The 18,912-nt window shown below is 60.6% G+C and carries 14 protein-coding genes and 1 pseudogene; 2 read left to right on the forward strand and 13 right to left on the reverse strand.

Translation table 11 applies throughout. The annotated features are described in order from the left end of the window. Positions 1 to 83: 83 nt before the first annotated feature. Complete coding sequence (locus tag IDH44_RS20510) at positions 84 to 950, forward strand: AraC family transcriptional regulator (RefSeq protein ID WP_190920689.1); 867 nt, start codon at positions 84 to 86, stop codon at positions 948 to 950. A 3-nt stretch (positions 951 to 953) separates the two neighbouring features. Here the strand turns inward: IDH44_RS20510 and IDH44_RS27245 are convergent, their stop codons facing one another. The 4 genes and pseudogenes from IDH44_RS27245 to IDH44_RS20525 form a co-directional block, all read right to left on the reverse strand. Beyond that, complete coding sequence (locus tag IDH44_RS27245; RefSeq protein ID WP_317890226.1) at positions 954 to 1,076, reverse strand: hypothetical protein; 123 nt, start codon at positions 1,074 to 1,076, stop codon at positions 954 to 956. A gap of 245 nt (positions 1,077 to 1,321) precedes the next feature. Next, positions 1,322 to 1,390: pseudogene (locus tag IDH44_RS27250) on the reverse strand (hypothetical protein); the annotation flags it as partial. Positions 1,391 to 1,768: 378 nt separating this feature from the next. After that, the gene (locus tag IDH44_RS20520) at positions 1,769 to 4,249 is read right to left on the reverse strand and encodes a pullulanase X25 domain-containing protein (protein ID WP_317890225.1); all 2,481 of its coding nucleotides are present in this window, start codon (positions 4,247 to 4,249) and stop codon (positions 1,769 to 1,771) included. A gap of 66 nt (positions 4,250 to 4,315) precedes the next feature. Continuing rightward, a complete protein-coding gene (locus IDH44_RS20525; protein WP_190920690.1) occupies positions 4,316 to 5,440 on the reverse strand; it encodes an AraC family transcriptional regulator in 1,125 nt (374 codons plus the stop codon). A 191-nt stretch (positions 5,441 to 5,631) separates the two neighbouring features. Between IDH44_RS20525 and IDH44_RS20530 the strand changes: the two genes are divergently transcribed. Then, the gene (locus IDH44_RS20530; RefSeq protein WP_190920691.1) at positions 5,632 to 6,213 is read left to right on the forward strand and encodes an NAD(P)H-dependent oxidoreductase; all 582 of its coding nucleotides are present in this window, start codon (positions 5,632 to 5,634) and stop codon (positions 6,211 to 6,213) included. 123 nt (positions 6,214 to 6,336) lie between these two features. Here the strand turns inward: IDH44_RS20530 and IDH44_RS20535 are convergent, their stop codons facing one another. The 9 genes from IDH44_RS20535 to IDH44_RS20575 all read right to left on the reverse strand — a co-directional run bounded on the left by IDH44_RS20535 (position 6,337) and on the right by IDH44_RS20575 (position 18,879). After that, on the reverse strand, positions 6,337 to 7,437 hold the full coding sequence (locus tag IDH44_RS20535; protein WP_190920692.1) for a GerAB/ArcD/ProY family transporter: 1,101 nt from the start codon (positions 7,435 to 7,437) through the stop codon (positions 6,337 to 6,339). After that, complete coding sequence (locus IDH44_RS20540; RefSeq protein ID WP_190920693.1) at positions 7,434 to 7,679, reverse strand: hypothetical protein; 246 nt, start codon at positions 7,677 to 7,679, stop codon at positions 7,434 to 7,436. The genes IDH44_RS20535 and IDH44_RS20540 overlap by 4 nt, the downstream gene beginning before the upstream one ends. Next, the gene (locus IDH44_RS20545; RefSeq protein WP_190920694.1) at positions 7,676 to 8,854 is read right to left on the reverse strand and encodes a Ger(x)C family spore germination protein; all 1,179 of its coding nucleotides are present in this window, start codon (positions 8,852 to 8,854) and stop codon (positions 7,676 to 7,678) included. The genes IDH44_RS20540 and IDH44_RS20545 overlap by 4 nt, the downstream gene beginning before the upstream one ends. Beyond that, complete coding sequence (locus IDH44_RS20550) at positions 8,851 to 10,374, reverse strand: spore germination protein (protein WP_223869880.1); 1,524 nt, start codon at positions 10,372 to 10,374, stop codon at positions 8,851 to 8,853. Before IDH44_RS20550 ends, IDH44_RS20545 begins: the two co-directional genes overlap by 4 nt. A 163-nt stretch (positions 10,375 to 10,537) precedes the next feature. Next, positions 10,538 to 11,251, reverse strand: a complete 714-nt coding sequence (locus IDH44_RS20555; protein ID WP_190920695.1) for an NAD(P)-binding oxidoreductase — start codon at positions 11,249 to 11,251, stop codon at positions 10,538 to 10,540. A gap of 211 nt (positions 11,252 to 11,462) precedes the next feature. Then, positions 11,463 to 14,099 (reverse strand): LuxR C-terminal-related transcriptional regulator, encoded by a 2,637-nt coding sequence (locus IDH44_RS20560; protein WP_190920696.1) that lies wholly within the window; start codon positions 14,097 to 14,099, stop codon positions 11,463 to 11,465. Between the two features lie 8 nt (positions 14,100 to 14,107). After that, complete coding sequence (locus IDH44_RS20565; protein ID WP_190920697.1) at positions 14,108 to 14,254, reverse strand: hypothetical protein; 147 nt, start codon at positions 14,252 to 14,254, stop codon at positions 14,108 to 14,110. A gap of 279 nt (positions 14,255 to 14,533) precedes the next feature. Continuing rightward, complete coding sequence (locus IDH44_RS20570; protein ID WP_190920698.1) at positions 14,534 to 17,041, reverse strand: TIM-barrel domain-containing protein; 2,508 nt, start codon at positions 17,039 to 17,041, stop codon at positions 14,534 to 14,536. Then, positions 17,038 to 18,879 carry a glycoside hydrolase family 97 protein gene (locus IDH44_RS20575; protein WP_190920699.1) on the reverse strand — a complete coding sequence of 614 codons (1,842 nt, stop codon included), beginning with the start codon at positions 18,877 to 18,879 and terminating at the stop codon, positions 17,038 to 17,040. The genes IDH44_RS20570 and IDH44_RS20575 overlap by 4 nt, the downstream gene beginning before the upstream one ends. Between the last annotated feature and the right edge of the window lie 33 nt (positions 18,880 to 18,912).

The following is an 18,912-nucleotide window of genomic DNA, read 5'->3' on the forward strand; positions in this document are numbered from 1 at the left end:
TTGGGTGATGAACTTGCATTTTTGTGTGGTGAACTCTACACTAGGCCTGTATTGCAAGTGAATGTCCGAGAGGGGGGGAGGGATTGCGAATTGAATGCAATCACGCACCGGATGCCGCAGCAGAGGCGGATCTGTTCTACTGCGGCTATGAGGACTGCGCGCCCGATTTTTCACTCGGGCCGAATGTCCGGGACTGCTACCTGCTGCACTATGTGGAGAAAGGCAGGGGACATTACAAGATTGGCGATGCCGAATACCCGCTGGAGGCGGGCGAGCTGTTTGTCATTTACCCCGGCGAGGTCGTCTATTACTGGACGGAGCGTGACGATCCCTGGTCTTTTTGCTGGTTCGCGTTCGATGGCAGCGGCGCTGCCGGGCTGCTGGAGCGAGCCGGACTTGGCCGGGATCGCCCGACACTGCGGCTGCGGGACGGCCGGATGCTCTCGTCCTGCGTCACCGGCATGATCGCCGCCGTCTCGGAACGGCCGTACGGCTATGAGACCGAGGTGCGGGGCCGGCTATACCTGGCGCTGGCGGAGCTGGAGCGCGCCTACCGGGACGCGCAGCCGGGCACCGCGGCGACCGCCAAGCCGGCCGAGACCTATGCGCGCGAGGCGCTGCGCTACATGGCGTTCCATTATTCCGAGCCGGTGTCGGTGCGCGAGGTCGCAGCCTACGTCGGCTTGGAACGCACCTATTTCGCCAAGCTGTTCAAGACGGTCTGCGGGCGCTCGCCCAAAGCGCATCTGATCGCACTGCGGATCGACAAGGCCTGCACGCTGCTGCGCACGACCGCCCTCCCGGTGAGCGAGATCGGACGGTGCGTCGGGATCGACGACGATTACTACTTCTCCCGCCTCTTCAAGCGCGTAACGGGCCAGTCCCCCTCCGCGTACCGGCGCATCGCAGCAAAAAACCTTCCCTCCACCTCAGGTGGAAGGAAGGAATAAAAATCAGATGATGTGCGGTTTGCCGTCTTGCCAACGCAGCTTGACGTGCGAGAGGTACCACGTTTTGCCCTTATCGTTGTTGCCCTGGTAGAACAGACACGTCTGCCCGTCGTCGTCCGTGAACACGAACGGATGGCCCGACTCCGCTTCGTTCCAGCTGCCCGCACCCCATTGGGCAGGAACGGCTCCTGGAACAGCCGCGACCAGCGGATGCCGTCGTCGCTGACCGCGCAGCCGATCTGCTGCGGCCGTTGTTCCATGCGCCGGTCGGTCGAAATACCGGATTGGTCGGATTTTTGCGGAAGGTCACGCCGCAAGGAGAGCGGCAGCACGATTTTCGCGACCAGCCGCCATTCCTTGCAGCCGTCGATCCGCGCCGATTCGACCACTTCCTCGGGGATGTTCTGAAAGAAGGTGCGCATCACCAGCATGTTGAACACGCTGACCAGATTGAGCAGCCAGACTGCCCCGAACGTATTGATGACGTGAAAAAACTTGAACGCGAGAAAGGTCCGCCGGCCAGACTGTATTGCTTGAAACCAGCCCGAACATCGCGCCGTACTTGAACAAAAGAAACTACAGCAGGAAGGGGGCGAACATCACCATCAGCGGAATGTTTTGGCGCAGCTTTTTTTTCCATTTCATGTTGTGCGGCTCCTCTCTCATTCCAAACCATTGATTAAACCATTCGGTGCTTTGCGGCAGCGGCTAGCATACCCGGCAGCGCGGTTAAAATTCGCCGCATCAGCGAATGGGAATTGCAGCCGCTGTCCGCACATGGGAATCGCGCCGTCCGCGCATGCAGACGACGGTCGCACTCAGCTCACGCGAATGACGACTGCGCTCAGCGCATCGAGCGTGACGGCACGCGGCGTCAGCACCAATCCGGATGGCCGGACAATCGCGTCCGTGCCCGCCGTCCCCGCGTCGACGAGCACCTCGCCGCGCGTCAAGTCCGTCTCCAGCGAGACCGTGCGCGTGCGGGTATCGGCATTGACGAAGACATAATAGCAGGCAGGCAGCACCGGCGATTCGGTGTGATTCGGCACGGCGGACCCAGGCGGCGCCTCGCAGCGATAGGCGATCAGCAGGTCCTCCTCGCCGATCTCCGGGGCGACGAGCCGCGTCACGCACCGGTCGACCTCGGCTCGGCTGCGCAGGCGGAAGACCGGCGAAGCGCGGCGCAGCCGGATCAGGCCGCGCGTGTAAGCGAGGGTGCGCGCGCATTCCGGATAGGCGCTCGCATCCGTCGCCCGGTCCCACTCGAAGCGGTTGACCGCGTCGGAGGCATTGTAGGAATTGTGCACGAAGTACCCGAGCGTGCGGCCCTGCCGATTGTGCAGCCGGTGCGTGTGCGCAGGCGGCCGCCCGGCCCCGCGCCAGCGCTTGGTCCGGCCGTACTCCTGACCCGCATGCAGGAATGCCGTGCCCTGGCTCGTGAAGAGCAGCACCTGACCGAGCCGGATGCGGCGCTGGATCTCGCGCGCGCCGGCCGGGTCGTCCGGGTCCAGGTGCAGCGTCAGGGCGATCACGTCGTGCAGCGTCAGATTGTCATGCGCCTCGATGTAATGCACCATGTCGCCCGGCGCATCGGCGGGCGTATTGTACGGCTGCGCCTTCAGATTGCGCAGCAGCGTGTCGACGCTGCGCGGTCCGCCGGTCAGGAAGCGCGGCTCGCCCTCGCTGCCGAAGCCGGCCTTGAGCTCGTCGCGCAGCTCGTCGGCGAATACGCCGACCGCGTCCGTCTTGTCCATCCAATCCTGATCCGCTGCCAGCCCGGCGAGCTCGGGCTCGGCCAGATCGCCGGAGAACGTCCGCCAGCCCTCGCCGATGAACAGCGGCTGCGGGTGCAGGCTCGCCGCGACGTCATAGGCGCGCTGCAGCGCCGGGTATGTAGCATCGCCCATCATGTCCCAGCGCATGCCGTCGATCTTGTATTCGCGGAACCAGTACGCGACCGAGTCGAGCATCAGCTTCTCGGCCATCCGGTGATTGGTCGCCAGGTTGTTGCCGAAGCCGCCGAGCAGCTTGCCCTGCTCGGTCTGATAGAAGTAATAGTCCGGCACGATGTCGCTCAGCAGCTGATGCCGCGCCATATGCGTATAGACGACATCGAGGATGACGCCCATGCCCGCCTCGTGGATCGCGGCGATCAGCGCCTTGAGCTCGCGGATGCGCAGCTCGGGGTCGCCGGGATCTGCGCTGTAAGCGCCGTCGGGCGCGAAGTAGCCGTGCGGGTCGTAGCCCCAATTGTATCGGTTGCCCGCGACCGCGTATTCGAGCTCGCGCTCGCCCATCTCCGTCTCGTCGCCATAGTACCAGGCCATCACCGGCAGCAGTTGGACGTGGGTGACGCCGAGGCTGCGGATGTAGTCCAGCCGCTCCGCGAATGCGCCGAAGGTGCCCCATCTGGCGCCGAGCTCGCCCTCGATCGCCGGATCGGACGTGAAGTCGCGCACATGCACCTCATAGATCACCGCGTCCTCCCGGCTCTCATAGCCGTCAATCTGCGACCAGCCCAGTCCCCCCTCCGGGTCGGTGCCGGCCAGCTCGACGATCGCCGCCTTGCCGGCCGCGTCCTTGTCCCGGCCGAGCGGCACGCCCGACGGACTGGTGCGAAACGGCGCCATCGACTTCGCATACGGATCGAGCACGCGGCGCATCTGCCGCCCGTGCAACACCTCGTATTGGTAATAGTAGCCGCGCAGGTCTTCCGTTCCGAGCGCTTCCGGCGCCGCCTCTGCCGTCCATACCCCGCGATCGACTCGTCGCATCGGCAGCGCGCCGATGCGGCGCTCCGGGTTCGCCCGGTCGTAAAAGACCGCCGTCGCCGCCGTCGCCGTCGGCGCCCACAGCTTGAGCGTCGCGGAGCCGCCCGCATACACCGCGCCCAGATCGTCGCCATCGTAGGCAAAAAGCGCGTCGAGCACCGCCCAGCCCGCACCCTCCAGCGCCGCCGGCGACTCGCCGGCGTGCCAGGCGATCAGCTGCTTGCGCCGCATCGCGTCTACGAAGACAAACGCCACCTCCGTTCGCGCTTGCAGCGTCAACGCCAGGTTGGCGCCGTTCTTCTCGCCGCCTGCGCCGTAATTCTCGTGCCAGCTCGCGCCGGCCGTGGCCTTGTATTCATAGCGTCCCGCCGCGAGCGACAGGCGCAGCACATACGTGCGATTGCCGACCGGTCGCATCCGCATCGTCTCGTCGCCCGGCGTCCAGTCTGCAGCCTGCCCCGCTTGCTTTTGTAACGTTCCGGCGAGATAGATCGCCCGTTCATGCGCTTCCCTTTGAATCGTCTTCACAACCTTCGGCCTCGTATTTCCGTCGCCGGATGCATCTCCTTATTATATCGGAAGGTGACGGAATAGTTATACCTTTTTTGCCGCGCGGTATTGGCCCGGGGTCAGGCCGGTCCATTTTTTGAAGGCGTACTGGAAGGCGCTCGGCTCGGAAAAATGCAGCGCGTAGGCAATCTCGCCGATTGAATGCTGGCCGCGCCGCAAATAGTCGACAGCCAGCTCGGTGCGAATGCGGGAGGCCAGCTCATGGAAAGAAGTACCCGAGCGGCTCAGCCGGTGCTGAAGCGTACGCGGCCGGAGCCCGAACGCCTCGGCCGTCTGCTGCAGCGTCGGATACGAGACGGGGAGCTGCCCCCGCAGCCACTGCGCGACCTGCTCCGCCAACGTCGCTTCGGGCGAGGACTGCTGCCGCGGCTCCGGGGACGGCGACGACTGCGCAGCATGCTGCCGCGAATCCAGAGCCTGCAACGACTGCGCGGGCTGCTGCCGCGAATCCAGGGCCTGCAACGGCTGCGCGGGCTGCTCCGACGTCTTCACCATGTCGCGGAATACCTCGAGCAGCTTCTCATCCGCGTACAGGACCGGCGCCCGCAGCAGACTCGTGTGGAATTGCAGCTCGTGCGCAGGCGCACCGAATACCGGCATCCGTCCGAATATTCGGACATGCGGCTCCACATTGTCGGGCGCCGCATGGGCGAATGCGACCTCGTCCAGCTCGATGATCCGATTGGCCAGCTGCCCGATCAGCCTGTACAGCGAGCACGCCATGTCCTCGGCGCAATGCCGGGCCAGTTGCCTCCGGCCCCCAGCCTCCAGGCGCAGTGTCGTCCGATCGCCCTGCACGCTCCAATCGATCGCGAAGCCGCTCCATACGACGTTGTTGTAACGCCGATAGGCGGACAGCGCGTGCTCGATCGTATCCGAATGCATCATGACATAGCCGAGCATCCCCAGATCTGCGAACTCCATCGTCTCGCCCTGATGCAATCCGAAATGCGCGTCCCCGGTATAGGCGATTGCCGCGAGCGTCAGCGCTTCAAAGGCCTCCCAGCTCATTCTCCCGTCCCGTTGCCGCAGCCGCTCCTCCTCAAAGCCGGCATAACGGCAGAAGGCCGCCGCGTCATGCCCCTTGCGGACGATTGTTTTTAAAATAGGCGCGACCATCGTCAGCGCGATGCCTTCTCGTTTCACCATGCTCTCCCCTTTGCGCCAATTCGCAATTCGACTGCGCATTTCAGCATTCCCGTCATGCCCGCAGCACGGTACACTAAGATCTAGTCCGAATGGCGCTTGCTTTATTATACCAGACGAATCCGCATACCGCGCCTGACGGACACGCCTGACGGACATATTCGAAGGTACACAAAAAAGGAGGAATCCCCGACATGCCTCAAAACATGCTCATCGTCAACGGCCACCCCTACGCGCAAAGCTACTGCGCCGCGCTGGCCGACGCTTATGCCGCCGGCGCGCGCGCCGGCGGTGCCAATGTGCAACGGCTGGAGCTGCACGAGCTGAAATTCGATCCGAATCTGCGCCACGGCTACGCGAGCCGCATGGAGCTGGAGCCGGATCTCGTGGCCGCGCAGGAGCAGATCCGCCGGGCCGACCATCTGGTGTGGGTCTATCCGATCTGGTGGGGCGCGATGCCGGCCCAGCTCAAGGGCTTCATTGACCGCGTGTTTTTGCCCGGCTTCGCTTACAAGTACCGCACCGACTCCGTACTCTGGGACAAACTATTGCAAGGTAAATCGGCCCGGCTCATCGTGACGATGGACACCCCGGGCTGGTACAATCGACTCTTCTACAAGCAGGCAGGACATATCGTCATGAAGCGTAATATTTTGGGCTTCTGCGGGATCAAGCCGGTCCGGATCACCAGCCTCGGCCCGGTCCGGGGCTCCTCGGACACGCGGCGCGCCAGGTGGCTGGAGCAGGTGAAGCTGCTGGGACGAGCGGGCAAATAATGACGCGGCGCCATTTTGGCTTTGAAAGGCCGTGATGTCCATTAGAGTCGGGCTATCGGCCAGGATGCCCGCTAAGCGTCGCCTGTGTCCATTCGAACTTCCACAGGAGCGCCGGATTATTCCTCACGACGTGTCCGCCATCGCCTTAAATCCCAAGACCACCGCGAGCAGGACAACCGGAGCCGCATAGGCGAGAGTAGTCAGGAGCGGCCATGTGACGTTCACGATCTGTTCCGTGGCACTCTCGGTCGTATATGTAGTCAACGATAGCAAAAAGCAAATCAACGCGACCGGAAAGGTGAGCAACTGCTCATCCTGCAGCCGCAGCAATGCGGCGAGCAGCTTGATTAGAATGAGCAGCGCGATGGCGGTTTTGAAGTAAAAACCGACAATGAGCGAAAAGCCGATGACCAACTCGATACGTTCCACGATCTCCCGGATGTAAATTAGCCTGGCCAACTGGTACAAAGAATACTTCAACTCGCCGGTAAGCGGGCCGAGCACCATCAAGCTGCCAAGGATCGCGCACACGAATGTCAACCCATTCACAGCCAGAGCGATGTAGAGATGTCTGCTGATGCGTCCGGCCTCCCTGGCTCTGACATGCGGCAGTAACACAGCAAAAATGAATAGCTCCGCATACGGAAACCCGTAGGCGATATAGGCTCCGTGCAAAATTGGCTTAATGCCTTCCGGTAAGATCGGAAGCAAGAATTCGATGCGATACAAACCGCTGACGAGGACGAGAATGAGCGCGACAAAGCCGAACATGAGCAGAAGAAGCAGCGCGGCCATGCGGGCCATCGTCTCGAGACCGGCGCGAACCGTGAGGGCAATAATCAAAAAGAGCATGCCGTTGACCGCGTAGGTCGGCGTTTCCTTCAACATCGTGCTTTTGAAAAAAAAACCGATTTCGATGACAATTCCCGCCACGTTCCAAAAAAGGAGCAGTGCGAAAGGCGCCATAACAAACCAGGTCAACGGGCCGCCTAGCGCTGATCGGGTATAGGCAATAAACGGTCTGCCGCCTCCGGCACGATGCACATAAAGCAGGACAGCCAGCATAGCCATGCCCAGCAGCAGCGCCAGCAGCAGCGAGAGCCACGCTCCGCTCCCAGCCACACTGGTCAGGGGCGACGGAATGATGACAATGGACGAGCCCGTCAAGAAGAACAGGAACAGTACCGCCATTTGCAACGAACCGACCGATTCGGTCTGCTTCATCCTTTCGCCCCCCCTTCAAACCAGTGTACAATACGCTGTGCGGCAGGCGTAAACCAGCCAAAAACCGTATCGACATTCGGCCCGGACAATTCCGTAACGAACAGCCAGCCGAGATAAATCGCAGGTCCCCATAACATCAGATACAAGCGGCGCCCCCTGCGATCAGACTTTTTGAACCGGCTTGCATCCGCCCAAGCGATCAAAACCGCAATGAGCAGCAGACACCCGAGCCTTTCGCTCATCGCTCCTTCTCCTCCTCTTGGCCGAATGGAAATCCTATATTTAGGCCGGTATCCAGTACATCGACATGTACCGCAATCTCGAACTCGGCTTCGGCAAAGCGTCGTTCCCAGTCGTCCTCCCATTTACTCCATAGCGCAGGATGCCTGCGGTAGATGCGATTGCCGATGCCGAGGCTGTCCAGCCGTTCACGCTGTAACATTCCCACCACCGTTTGAAGCCGTTGTTTGATCTGATCCGCGATTGATGCTTGATAAGCGTCGACCTCCTGCAGCGCGCGCAACGAAGAACAGCGCAGCTCGCCGACACTGCCCCTTAGCCGAATATCGACCTTGACGACTACCCGATCTTCTTGCAGATACGGCGTAACCTTGGCCTTGTATTCCTGCACCTCGAACGATTCCTGACGTTGAAGCTGATCCGCGGTGACGGCGTTTTCGGTGCAAGGAAATTCGATACTCCCCCTCTTATACCGGTTAGTCAGCATCAACAGCCCTTCCGTGTCCTTGCCGCCGAGCACCGTAGTCAACTTTCCACTCCGCAGCATCGCCGTACCGGCAACGACCGCCCGCTTGCCGAGCGGTTGAATATACGGGAGCTCGGATACCCTGGAGGCGCTTTTCATCTGAATAGCCAAGTCGTATAGCGGGATTTTTGACGTTTTCGAGGCATATTCCGCCCCGTTTTTCGTCATTTTTTTGAATTGTTGACCAATGGTCTGTTCAATGAAGGGCTTGATCTGCAGATAAGGTGCCGCTTCCCCTTGCGTGACGATCGGGATGACAGTGCCGCGCGGCTCGTGATCCCGCGAGAAGTAATCGAATATTTCGCCGATATTCTGGCGGCGCAGGAGCTCTTCGCTGACCAGGATGACCCGCATATGGTCCCACTTGGCCTTGCGTCCAAAATACAACGGAATGTCGCGAACGGCTTCAAAAATCGTGTCTCCGCTCGTCTGAATGTTGAGGCCCTGCTGTGACGCATCGGCCTCCTCCATGCTGCCCATCGGGCTCGATGGATTGTAGAAATGGGTCGTCACCTTGACCCGGCCCTCCCCCAATCCGTCAATTGCCACTGCTTGAACGTAGCCGAAAGTATCCGGCTCGTTATTGTCCCAGCAACCCGTCATCGCGCTCATGCCCAGCATGGCAAGCAGAAAAATGCACGTGATTCTCATCTGCCCCCCCTCCCGCCCTTGGGAGCGGACGAGGCCTTGGCCTGCCTTGGCCCGGCGATGCTCAAAAACATACGCCGCAATCGGCCCGATTGAAGTGGTGCCAGCGGGGAGAGATACGGCTGGCCGAGAGATCGCAACGAAGAAAGATGAAGGTAAACAAGCAGCAGTCCGGTCATGATGCCCAGCCCGCCAAAGGTGGCGGCCAGCAGCATCAGTGGGAATCGCAGCAGCCGAACCGCTATCGCCATGTTGTACTGAGGGAACGCAAAAGAAGCAATGCCGGTCAAGGCAACTACGATCACCATCACCGGGGAGGCGATCTGCGACTGAATCGCAGCTTGGCCAATCACGAGCGCCCCGACAATGCTGACGGCCGAGCCGACCGGACGCGGCAGACGCAGCCCTGCCTCGCGCAGCAGCTCGAAAAAAAACTCCATAATGAGCGCCTCCAGCAACGCCGGGAACGGAATCCCTTCTCGAGACTTCAGGATCGCGAGCAGCAGCACGGTCGGGACTAGCTCGGAATGAAAGGCGGACAAGGCGATATAGGAACTGGGCAGCATAAACGCGATTAAAAATCCGGCCATGCGCAGCATTCGAATCAAGGAGGAGAATACGGGACGGCAGTAGTAGTCCTCGCTTGATGTGAAAAATTCCAAAAAATGTACCGGGCAAATCAAGACCGTCGGACTGCCGTGGACGAGCGCGATGATTTTACCGTCCAGCAACGCGAGCACTGCCGTATCCGGCCGTTCCGTATACCGGACTTGCGGGAAGGGCGTGGTCCGGTCGCCGCCGACGCATGCTTCGAGATAAGACGTGTCTACGATTTCTTCCTGTTCGATCCCCTTGACTCGGCACAGGAAGGCCTCCAAAATGTCAGGCTGCACCGCGCCTTCCAAATAGCCGAACGCGATTTTCCTGCGGCTTTCTTTACCCGCGATTCGGTAGTCGAACCTGAGCCTTGGCGATTTCAACAAGTTGCGCAACATGCCGATGTTGCGCTCCAGATCCTCAATCATACTCCTCTGCGGCCCCTGCACACTCGGCTCGGTAATCGGCTCCGAGGTATGCCGCTGCTCGACATCCATCGTATCAAACGTAAACGCTCGCGTCTGATGCTGCAGGAAAATGACCGTCTTGCCGTCCAGCACCGCTCCGACCGAAGCGCGGATCGTGCCTACGATTGTCCCGGCTTGCCAAAGGGGGGCCTCATCAGGCATTGGTCGGGAAGGCGCCCGCTCCACTTCGTCCCGGTCCTCGTACTCCGCGATGCGATGAAGCAGCAAGTGCTGGAAGGCCTCCTGCTCTTGCAGCCGGGCGATCAGCTTCGAATCGACCAGCGTGTCCAAATAAACCGCAAGCACCTCCTGCCCGGGAAGCGCGCCAAAGCGCCACCGCTGGACGATCAGATCCGCACTATTCGAAAAGGCCTCGGTCATTGCCTTTTGGTTGCTTGCGAGCTCTGCAGCGATCGGGGCTTCGCCCGCAAGGCTGCGGCTGTCCGCTTCCATTGTCATGCTGCATCTCCTTCTGGCAATTGGATAGGTGTGCCAATCCTATCTTTTGCAGAAGCGAAGGCTGTTATTCGCAAGGATCGCCTTGCATGGTTACCCTGAATGGGGCGCGTTGCAGTTCACTCTGATTCGGGTCACCGTCCGCGCGGATATCACCACAAGCTTTTTATTTATTATAAATCACCGGTGTCTTACCCTCCCAGCTCCCCCAAAGCATTGGATCTGTGGCAAGCTCCGTAATGAAATGCCCTACATTTCTTCGGCTTGTTTTTCCAGAATTAAACAAAGGGCTTCTGACAGGGGAGCTAGTTATTTCATAAGGGCTTGCTTCATCCTGATTGACTAACGTGTCCGGTCTTACGACAACCCAACGGATCGCCTCATTTCCTTGTCCCAATACGTTAACCAAGTAATCGGCTGCCATGACATTGTCACGTTGCGGGGGCAGGAGCACGCTCAATGCAGAGAAGATCATCCGCTCCCCCAAGGGATGAGACTCTCCTATCGAGCGATTCGTATAGCCCGTAGTACTCATCAGGACGAGTTTCAGTTTGCGATCGGATCTCTTTACAGTTTCGCATATGCCCTGAACTGCATCGGTAACCAAATGACGGGGCTTTCCGAATATTCCCTTTAGCGTAGGTGTGTGCCCGAGACAAGAGATCACCACGGTACAATCCCTTAGCAGATCGCATAGCTCGGATCGACCAAGCTCGCTAATACTTCCTCTCACGATTTCAACATATGGACTTTTCTCAATATCCGAATCAAGAGCAGCCGTTTTTCGGATAAGAATCCTTGTTGGAATGCTGCGACTCATCAATTCCCTGACCACTAGCCGACCCGTGGCTCCATTGGCACCTAGCACGACGATTATCATACGTTATGCTTTGCTCCTCTCCGCTCGCTTCCGTCAACTTTTATTCCTTTAACGATCAGCACGACAGCCAGGATCACTTCGCCAACATAGCGTATACCTACGATTGCTGCAGTCATTCTGTACGTTTTCATTGTTTTCCCTTCCTCTCGGCCGACCATGATGAGTATAGTATATTAGCCGCAAGGATGACCTTGTAGATACTAAAGTATGTTTAGATGATCCCAAGCTCTCTGGCGCGGGCGATCGCTTCGGTTCGCCTTTTTACCTGTAATTTGTCGAAGATGTTGCGGTTATACCCCTTCACTGTACTTAAAGCAAGAAAAAGCCGTTCGCTAATCTCTTGATTGGAGCAGCCCTGGGCGATCAAATTCAGAATCTCCAACTCACGCTCGCTAAGCGACTCGACGAGAGGGGCGATCCGGTTCGTGACGCCTTGAGCAGCGAAATCGAGGAGCTTTTGTTCGTGTTGCATGTGGGTGAGCAAAAACTCGGTATATTCAGGCTGCATGCGACGGGCAGCCGCTGCAGTCAACAGATCAAGCATGGACTTTCCTTCCTCGACAAACAGACGAACGAAGCCTTCCGTTTTCGCCTTTACCAAAGCCTCATTCAATCGTTGCAGCGCCCTCTCCATATTGCCAAGGGCTTGAAAAGCCAATGCTTGTAGGATCAGCAGCTTAAGCTCGACGTTTTTCCACTGCTTCGCTCTCGCTTGATCATGCAAGGTGCCTAGCATCGCAATAGCCGCTCTACCGTTTCCTTGAATGATGTGGATTCTTGCCTGCAGCATTGGGTATCCGCTTGTAACCATGTGCGTGACCATTTCCCCAAAGTTGTCACGATGAAGAGCAATCATCAGCTCCTGATGAATCAACTCGCCCTGCAGACGGTTATAGGGATGAGCTGGCATCTCATGGCGGACTTTGGTCAGCAAAGCTTCCGCCGCTGTGACATCGTGTCTTGCGAGCTTCAACTTTGCAGCAAAGCATTCGCTGTCCACCAGTCTGTCCGTATTGTCGATCTGCTTGGCTAACCGCATACTCCGTTGGATATGCTGTTCTGCAGCATCCAGGTCGTTCCGTTCATACGCGATCCTAGCCATACCCAAGTAGGCGTCACAAGCAACCGGCAATGGCGGTTCACCAGCAAGTTGGAGGACTTGCTGATAGGTTTGCGCGGCCTGGCTCAATTGATTGTCGGACGCCTGTATCTCGCCTAGACCCAGCGATGCCATCAGCGTAATCATGTGGTGTCCGATGCTTTGGCTGATTGAGATGGCTTCACTATATGCTCTCCTTGCAGCCGCGCGATCCCCCTGCAGCTGGCAGGCGACGCCTAGTGTCCAGGTTGTTGCAGCGCGCACAGGCAGGTTAAGTGGATGCAGATGCTCAAGAGCGATGCGGGATTGCGTCATAATCGTATCCGCATCATGCCGGATCACTCCGAGCGTAGCCCTGATCGATGCGATATGTCCGATCAGATCACGATCCGCCTCACGGGGTTCGATATGTGACATGGCGGCTTCTGCAGCGGACAGTTTCTGCTCGATGCCGTCCAGTTGACTGAGCATCAACAGTGCAGAAGCATAGCTCACCCAGAGCGATGGCCGCTCATCGAGCGTAGACTCCTCCTGGCGCTGTAACCAGTCCAAGACCGTCTTGGCCGCCCCGCGAAAATGTAAAGGCATGCCTTGTCCTTCGATTAATGCTGCCGCCCGGTCCACGTCTTGAGCCGCTGCAGCGTGCTGAAACGCTTCGATCTCCAGCCCATTCTCCTCAAACCAGTGGCTAGCCCTCCTGTGAAGAGCTTCCCTATCATCGCCCGTATCCTTGTTTACATGGTCTAAGCGCTGACGCAGCATATCCGTAAAAAGATGATGATATCGATACCATTGCCGTTCGTTATCCAACGGAACGATGAAAAGATTGGATCGTTCGAGATGCGCCAGGATATCATGCCCTTCTCCATCACTCTGCAGCATCGCATCGCAAAGGGGAGCGCAAAAGCGTTCTAATATGGAGGTTTGAACCAAAAAGGTCTGCACTTTATCGGGCTGCTGCTTCAGCACTTCCTCCATCAAATAGTCCAACACGAAACGGTGGCTGCCTGTAAAGGACGAGATAAATTGGGCCGGATCCGAATAGCCCTGCATGGAGACAGCCGCTAGCTGCAGTCCGGCAATCCATCCTTCCGTGCGCGCCTCCAGGGAAGACACCTCTGCAGATGACAATTGGAGTCCCATCGTCTGATGGAAAAACAATGTCGATTCACTCCGGGTAAACCGCAGGTCACGTCCACGCAGTTCCATCAGCTCGTTTTTTGCTCGTAATCTGGCGATGGGCAGTGTCGGCTCTCCACGAGTCATGATGATCAAGCGCAGCTGTAATGGCTGATGATCGATTAGAAAAGAAAGCGTGTTATGTATAGATTGCGATTCAATGACGTGATAGTCGTCAAGAACGAGAATGAAAGGATCTGTAGTTAATGCGAGTTCATTGATGAGAGCAGTAAGGATATAGGTCATCGGCAGCGGCTGCTGAGGCGGCAAGGCTTCCCATATCCCGTGGTCGCTAACCTTCACAACTCTCTTGATGGCCTCGATAAGATGAAGGAGAAAGCGTATAGGATCGTTGTCCCCTTCATCCAGCGATAACCATGCGGTCAGGCGCTTGCTTTGGGCCAGCCATTCGCTTGCCAGTGTTGTTTTTCCATATCCCGCAGGAGCGGAGATTAAGGTCAATTTTCTATACTGTCCCTCGTTCAGGCGCCTGAACAAATGTGAACGGAGAACCGCGTTGGGTCGGGCTGGCGGGATGTGCAGCTTGGTAGTTAATAAGGTTAGGCTCATACTATCGCTCATCGGGCTGCGTAACCGTCCAACTTATGTTCACCCGGCACCTGATACATGGCTACAGGCAAGCTTGCCGCATTGGCGGTGCTCTTGATCGCAATCCATTGTGCTTTATCGGCTTTGGCACGTTCAGTCATTGCCCTTATTTTCATACCTTCACCTCTAATCATATCCGTGTGACTTGAGGTCTATTTTATCATGCGCATTATCATTTTATCCATGGTTCTGTCACGATGTATTTTGTCTTCTAAGAGGCCGTGATGTCCATGAGAACCGATACATCAGCCGAGACCGCCGGGGCATGACAGCAGAAAGCCCCGCCTGGACCCGATTGTGTATCGGGCCAGACGAGGCCAATCCGCACTGCATCGCCACTTCGCCATACATTGCTGCACACCACCGCACCGCCATTTATATCCGGCTGCGCGACTCTACCTGCGCCCCTCTGGCGCAAGCCGGTAGTGCCGGCCCGGCTCCAGCGTGAAGCGGTACGCGCCCGTCCGCGCATCGCGCGTATGCGCCGCAATGCGCGCGGCCGTGCCCATGGGCTCGGCCGTATCCTCGTGGTCGCCCAGGCCCTCGTGCTCCCCCGTGTCTTCGGGCTCGGTCGTGTCCCCGCGCGCAGCTGTGTTCTCGTGCTCGGCCGTGACTTCATATACGGCCAGATCCTCCGCCGTCCAATCGTCGTGGTCGATGCGAACCGTGGAGACCGCCACTCCGTCCGGATGCGTGAAGACGTAGACCGCTCCCCGTGCGGCGACCGGATACACCTCCGCGACGAGCACCGCGTCGCCGCCCTCGCGGCAGACAATGACGCCTGGGCCGCCGACGAAGACCGGCACCTTGTCCGGCGGCAGCGGATAGTCGATCAACGTGACCGGGCCCGCGAAGTGCTCCCCCGTTTCGTAATCGATCCAGCGACCAGCCGGCAGATAGACATCGCGCGACATCGCCGTGTCGAAGTCGTTGCCGAACACCGGCGTCGCCAGCAACGACGGCCCCAGCATCCATTCGTATTGCCGCGTATGGCGGTTGATCAGGCCATAGGTCGCCGGGTCGTCCGCATACGCAATATGTAGCGGCGTCACCGCGTGGGGATAGCCGGTCCGATGACTGTCCAGCACCGCGCTGTAGATATACGGCGCGTGCCGATTATGCCAATCGGCGGCCTTCTTGACGATCCGCTCGGACTCGGGATGCTGCATCTCCCACGGCCGCCGCCCGAGCGACATCGCCGGCATGAGCGCGTTGAACATCGCATTGCGCACGAAGTAGCGCCGGTAGCTGGGCAGCAGCGGGTCGGTCTTGGGCGTGCCGCCGGTGATGTCGGGGTACAGATTGGCCGCGCCGCTGGCCGCGTAGTTGAGCAGATTGATCGGCACCCGGTCCTGGTCGAAGTGATAGCCTTCGCCGAGGCCGTAGTACGTGTCGTTGATCCGCAGCACGTCGCCGGGCACGGCGTATGCGGTATTGCGCACGATCACGAGCCGGCCTTCGTCCATCCACCCTTCGTTGATCGCATTCCAGTTGCCGTCGGCATAATGCTTCGTATACACCATCGCATCTTCCTTGAAGCCGTCGGCCCCCCACGTCGCCGCCTGATCCAGGTACCACCGCACCGCCTCCGGGTTGCCCCCGTCCAGCACATACAGCGTCCCCTTCGGAAATTCGGCATTGGTGATCGCTACCGGCTCCCCGTCCCGGCCACGCAGCAGATAATCGCGCGCCTGCGCCTCGTGCAGGAACGGGCCGTTGTAGGGCACGTGATGATGGCCGCCGTCGGCCGCCTCCGCCTTGAAGTGGTTGCGGATGCCGAGCAGCAGCTTGATGCCGCGCGCGCGGAAGAAGCGCTTCAGTCCGTCCGGATCGGGGAAGCGCGGATTGGGCAGGCCGTCCGTGCGCCCTTCCTCGCGCGCGTCGTCCCAGAGGCCGAAGCTCGTCGTCGTGCCCTGCTCCGGCCGCTTGCGGTCGCCCCGCCAATAGCCCGAGCCGACCACGCCCCAGGCCAGCTCGTACCCGCGCTCGGCATACTGGGTCAGCGCTTCCTCCACCGCCGCCTGGTAGGCGCCCCAGCCGAGCGAGCCGTAGGCCTCCCAGCCGACCTTGAACATCTCGTACCTCGGCTGCTTATCGCGGTAGCCTTCACGCTCGCGGGCTTGCTTGTACGCCGCATAGATGCCGGGCATCGTACCGACGAAGTAATACAGCCCGTCCAGCGCCTGCACGCCTGACGCGCCCAGCGCATTGTCATGCTGCGTGATGGCCACGCGCTTGCCGCCTTCCTCGAACAGCACCTGCGCGAAGCCGAGCGACGGGAACACCGCGAAGGTGCTCACGAAGCGCATGTTCGTCCCTTGGTTCACCATGTCGCGTCGCACCAGACCGGTCACCTCCGCGCCGTCGCGCGCCGGAATGTCCAGCTTGCCCTGTGCGGGCGCATCCTCGCTCTCCACTTCGTCGATATGCGAGCCATAGTCGCCCAGGCCATAAGCCGGCGCCGGCGCAAGCGCAGCCGTACGCGCCTCGATGACATAGCGGGCGGGCGGCGCCGGAACGACCGCCAGCCGCACGCCGCCCGCGTCGCTACTCGGACTGCCGCTTGCCGCGCGCGTCGCACGGTCCCCGTCGGCCAGCGTGATCCGCACCTCGGCGCGCGTGCCCGCGGTGCTCACGATCTGCAAGCGCACCTCCTCTGCCGTCACGGCGCTGACCGTCGTGGACTCCACGTCGTGCAGCGCGCTGCCATTCGGCGTGCTGAGCCGCAGCCCGCTGACCGGGTGCGCTCCCGCCAGCGGGCGCCCCTCGCCGTCCTCGAAGCTGTAGCGGAAGCCGCGCTTCTCGATGCGCATGCGGAAGCGGGGCGATCGGATCGTCACCGCGTCGCTCCGGTCCTCGACGCGCCACTGCTGCTTGTCCTCATTCGTAAGTTGCACACTCATCGCCCTTCCTCCTTCGCTGGCTTCACGACGGCGACGAAGCCGTCCGCCGCGCCGAGCTGCAGGCGCAGCGTACGCTCGCCGGGCGCAAGCCGCAGCATCTGTCGCCCCAGTCTGCGCGGCTGCGGGCTGCAGACCAGCTCCACATCAAGCGCCCCCGACCCGACGAAGACCAGATCCAGCTCCAACGACAGCGGCCCTGCCGTGTCGCCGTGCAGGCCTGCGACGTACCAGCGCTCGCCGGTGCGCCGAGCGAGCAGCGCCAGCCGGCCGATCTCGCTCGGCTCCAGCACCCGCGTCTCGTCCCACACGCTCGGCGCGTCGCGGATGATCGCCAGCGCCGGTGCGAACACCTCATCCTCCAGCAGCAGCGCCGGGTATTCGGCGAGTACCTGGATCGGCGAGGTGAAGGCGATCCACGTCGCCAGCTGATGGCCGTATGTGGTCGCTCCAGGATTCGAGAAGCCCGTCGGCGTGTAGTCGCCGTGCCCGGCCAGGAAGCGCGTGAACGGCAGCGCCGCATTGTGCCAGGCCGGGATCGGCCCTTCCTTCATCTTATTGAGCTCCAGGCCGCGGATGCCCTCGCGGGTCATCTCGTTGGGATAGGTGCGCGCTTCGCCGGTCGGCTTGGATATGCCGTGGAAGTTGATCATCAGCTGCCGCTCGGCCGCGAGCCGCAGCGCGGCGATCTCGAAATCGATCGCATCCTTCGACTCGCGGTCGATGAAGTCAATCTTCACGCCCGCCGCACCGGCAGCGCGGACCCGATCCAGGAACTCGCGCAGCGCGCGTCGATCATCAGTCAGATCGTCCAGCTCGCTCGACCGCTTCCAGACGAAGATGCCTACACCAAGCGCCGCCGCCTCGGTCGCCAGCCGCTCCAGCGTCGCCCACGGCTCCGGCCACCGCTCCCAGCCTTCGTCGATCGTCGTATATTCGAAGCCGAGGCGGTGGGCATAGTCGATCATCGTGCGCTCCTCCTCCGGCGAGCCGGTCCCCCGGCTCCACCAGCGCCAGACGCTCCGCCCGGGGCGGATGTAGTCCGTCCTGGCGAACAGGGCGGGATCGGGCGGCGGGTTCAGACCAGCGATCAGGTCGCTGTTGACGAGGCCGTCCAGCCCCTCGGCGAGCAGCGTCACCCGCCACGGGGTCGTGCCGGGCAGCGCCATCTCGAAGCCCGCCTCGCCCTCCGTGAAGTGCGCCTGGAATCGCCGGCCCTCCAGCGCCTCCAGGCGCATCCCGCTATAGCCGTATAGCGCAGCTTCCATGATCGCGGCATACCCCTGCCGCAGCTTCGCCACCAGCGGCGTCCCCTGCACCGGTCCTTCGGGCGAGAGCAGGGGGAGCTGCTCGACCGGTGCGCTGATCCACTCCCCGGCGTAGCTCTTCAGCTTCCACGCATTGGGTCGCTCGAACAGCCACACCTGCGCCTCTGCGGGCAGCGTCCAGCTCGACGCCTCGCCCGTTATATGCGCTGCCGCCTCCCCTTGCTCAGCAGCAGGCAGCACATAGCGCCATGCGAAGCCGTCATCGTATACCCGCGCTTCCAGGGTGAATGCTCGCCCGGTATGGGTGTGCGTGAGACTGATCGTGAGCGTATGCCCGTGCCGCTGCGCCTCGGCATGCCCGCCGCGCACCGCGAAGCGGTCGCGGACCACGCCGCGCGCTTCGTGCCAGCACTTCACGTCCCGGCCGAATGCAATGCCGTCCGCCGTCAAGCCGAGCGGGGAACGTTCGACAGCGGGTCGACCCTGGTAGTCCACTTCGTAGGCGAGCTCGCCCCCGGCAAGCATAATCCGGGCTTCCACGCGGCCCGACGGGCTGATGATTCGTGTTAACATCGGTTGTCGATTCCTCCCTGGCGTCCATCTCCC

The organism is Paenibacillus sabuli (assembly GCF_014705605.1).
Lineage (GTDB): Bacteria > Bacillota > Bacilli > Paenibacillales > Paenibacillaceae > Paenibacillus_D > Paenibacillus_D sabuli.

Bases quoted from the DNA above. Each gene is read 5' to 3' on its own strand.
- IDH44_RS20540 (WP_190920693.1), bottom strand. From the start codon at position 7,679: ATGAGCGAAAGGCTCGGGTGTCTGCTGCTCATTGCGGTTTTGATCGCT.
- IDH44_RS20575 (WP_190920699.1), bottom strand. From the start codon at position 18,879: ATGTTAACACGAATCATCAGCCCGTCGGGCCGCGTGGAAGCCCGGATT.
- IDH44_RS20545 (WP_190920694.1), bottom strand. From the start codon at position 8,854: ATGAGAATCACGTGCATTTTTCTGCTTGCCATGCTGGGCATGAGCGCG.
- IDH44_RS20535 (WP_190920692.1), bottom strand. From the start codon at position 7,437: ATGAAGCAGACCGAATCGGTCGGTTCGTTGCAAATGGCGGTACTGTTC.
- IDH44_RS20530 (WP_190920691.1), top strand. From the start codon at position 5,632: ATGCCTCAAAACATGCTCATCGTCAACGGCCACCCCTACGCGCAAAGC.
- IDH44_RS20525 (WP_190920690.1), bottom strand. From the start codon at position 5,440: ATGGTGAAACGAGAAGGCATCGCGCTGACGATGGTCGCGCCTATTTTA.
- IDH44_RS20570 (WP_190920698.1), bottom strand. From the start codon at position 17,041: ATGAGTGTGCAACTTACGAATGAGGACAAGCAGCAGTGGCGCGTCGAG.
- IDH44_RS20550 (WP_223869880.1), bottom strand. From the start codon at position 10,374: ATGACAATGGAAGCGGACAGCCGCAGCCTTGCGGGCGAAGCCCCGATC.
- IDH44_RS20555 (WP_190920695.1), bottom strand. From the start codon at position 11,251: ATGATAATCGTCGTGCTAGGTGCCAATGGAGCCACGGGTCGGCTAGTG.
- IDH44_RS20565 (WP_190920697.1), bottom strand. From the start codon at position 14,254: ATGAAAATAAGGGCAATGACTGAACGTGCCAAAGCCGATAAAGCACAA.
- IDH44_RS20560 (WP_190920696.1), bottom strand. From the start codon at position 14,099: ATGAGCCTAACCTTATTAACTACCAAGCTGCACATCCCGCCAGCCCGA.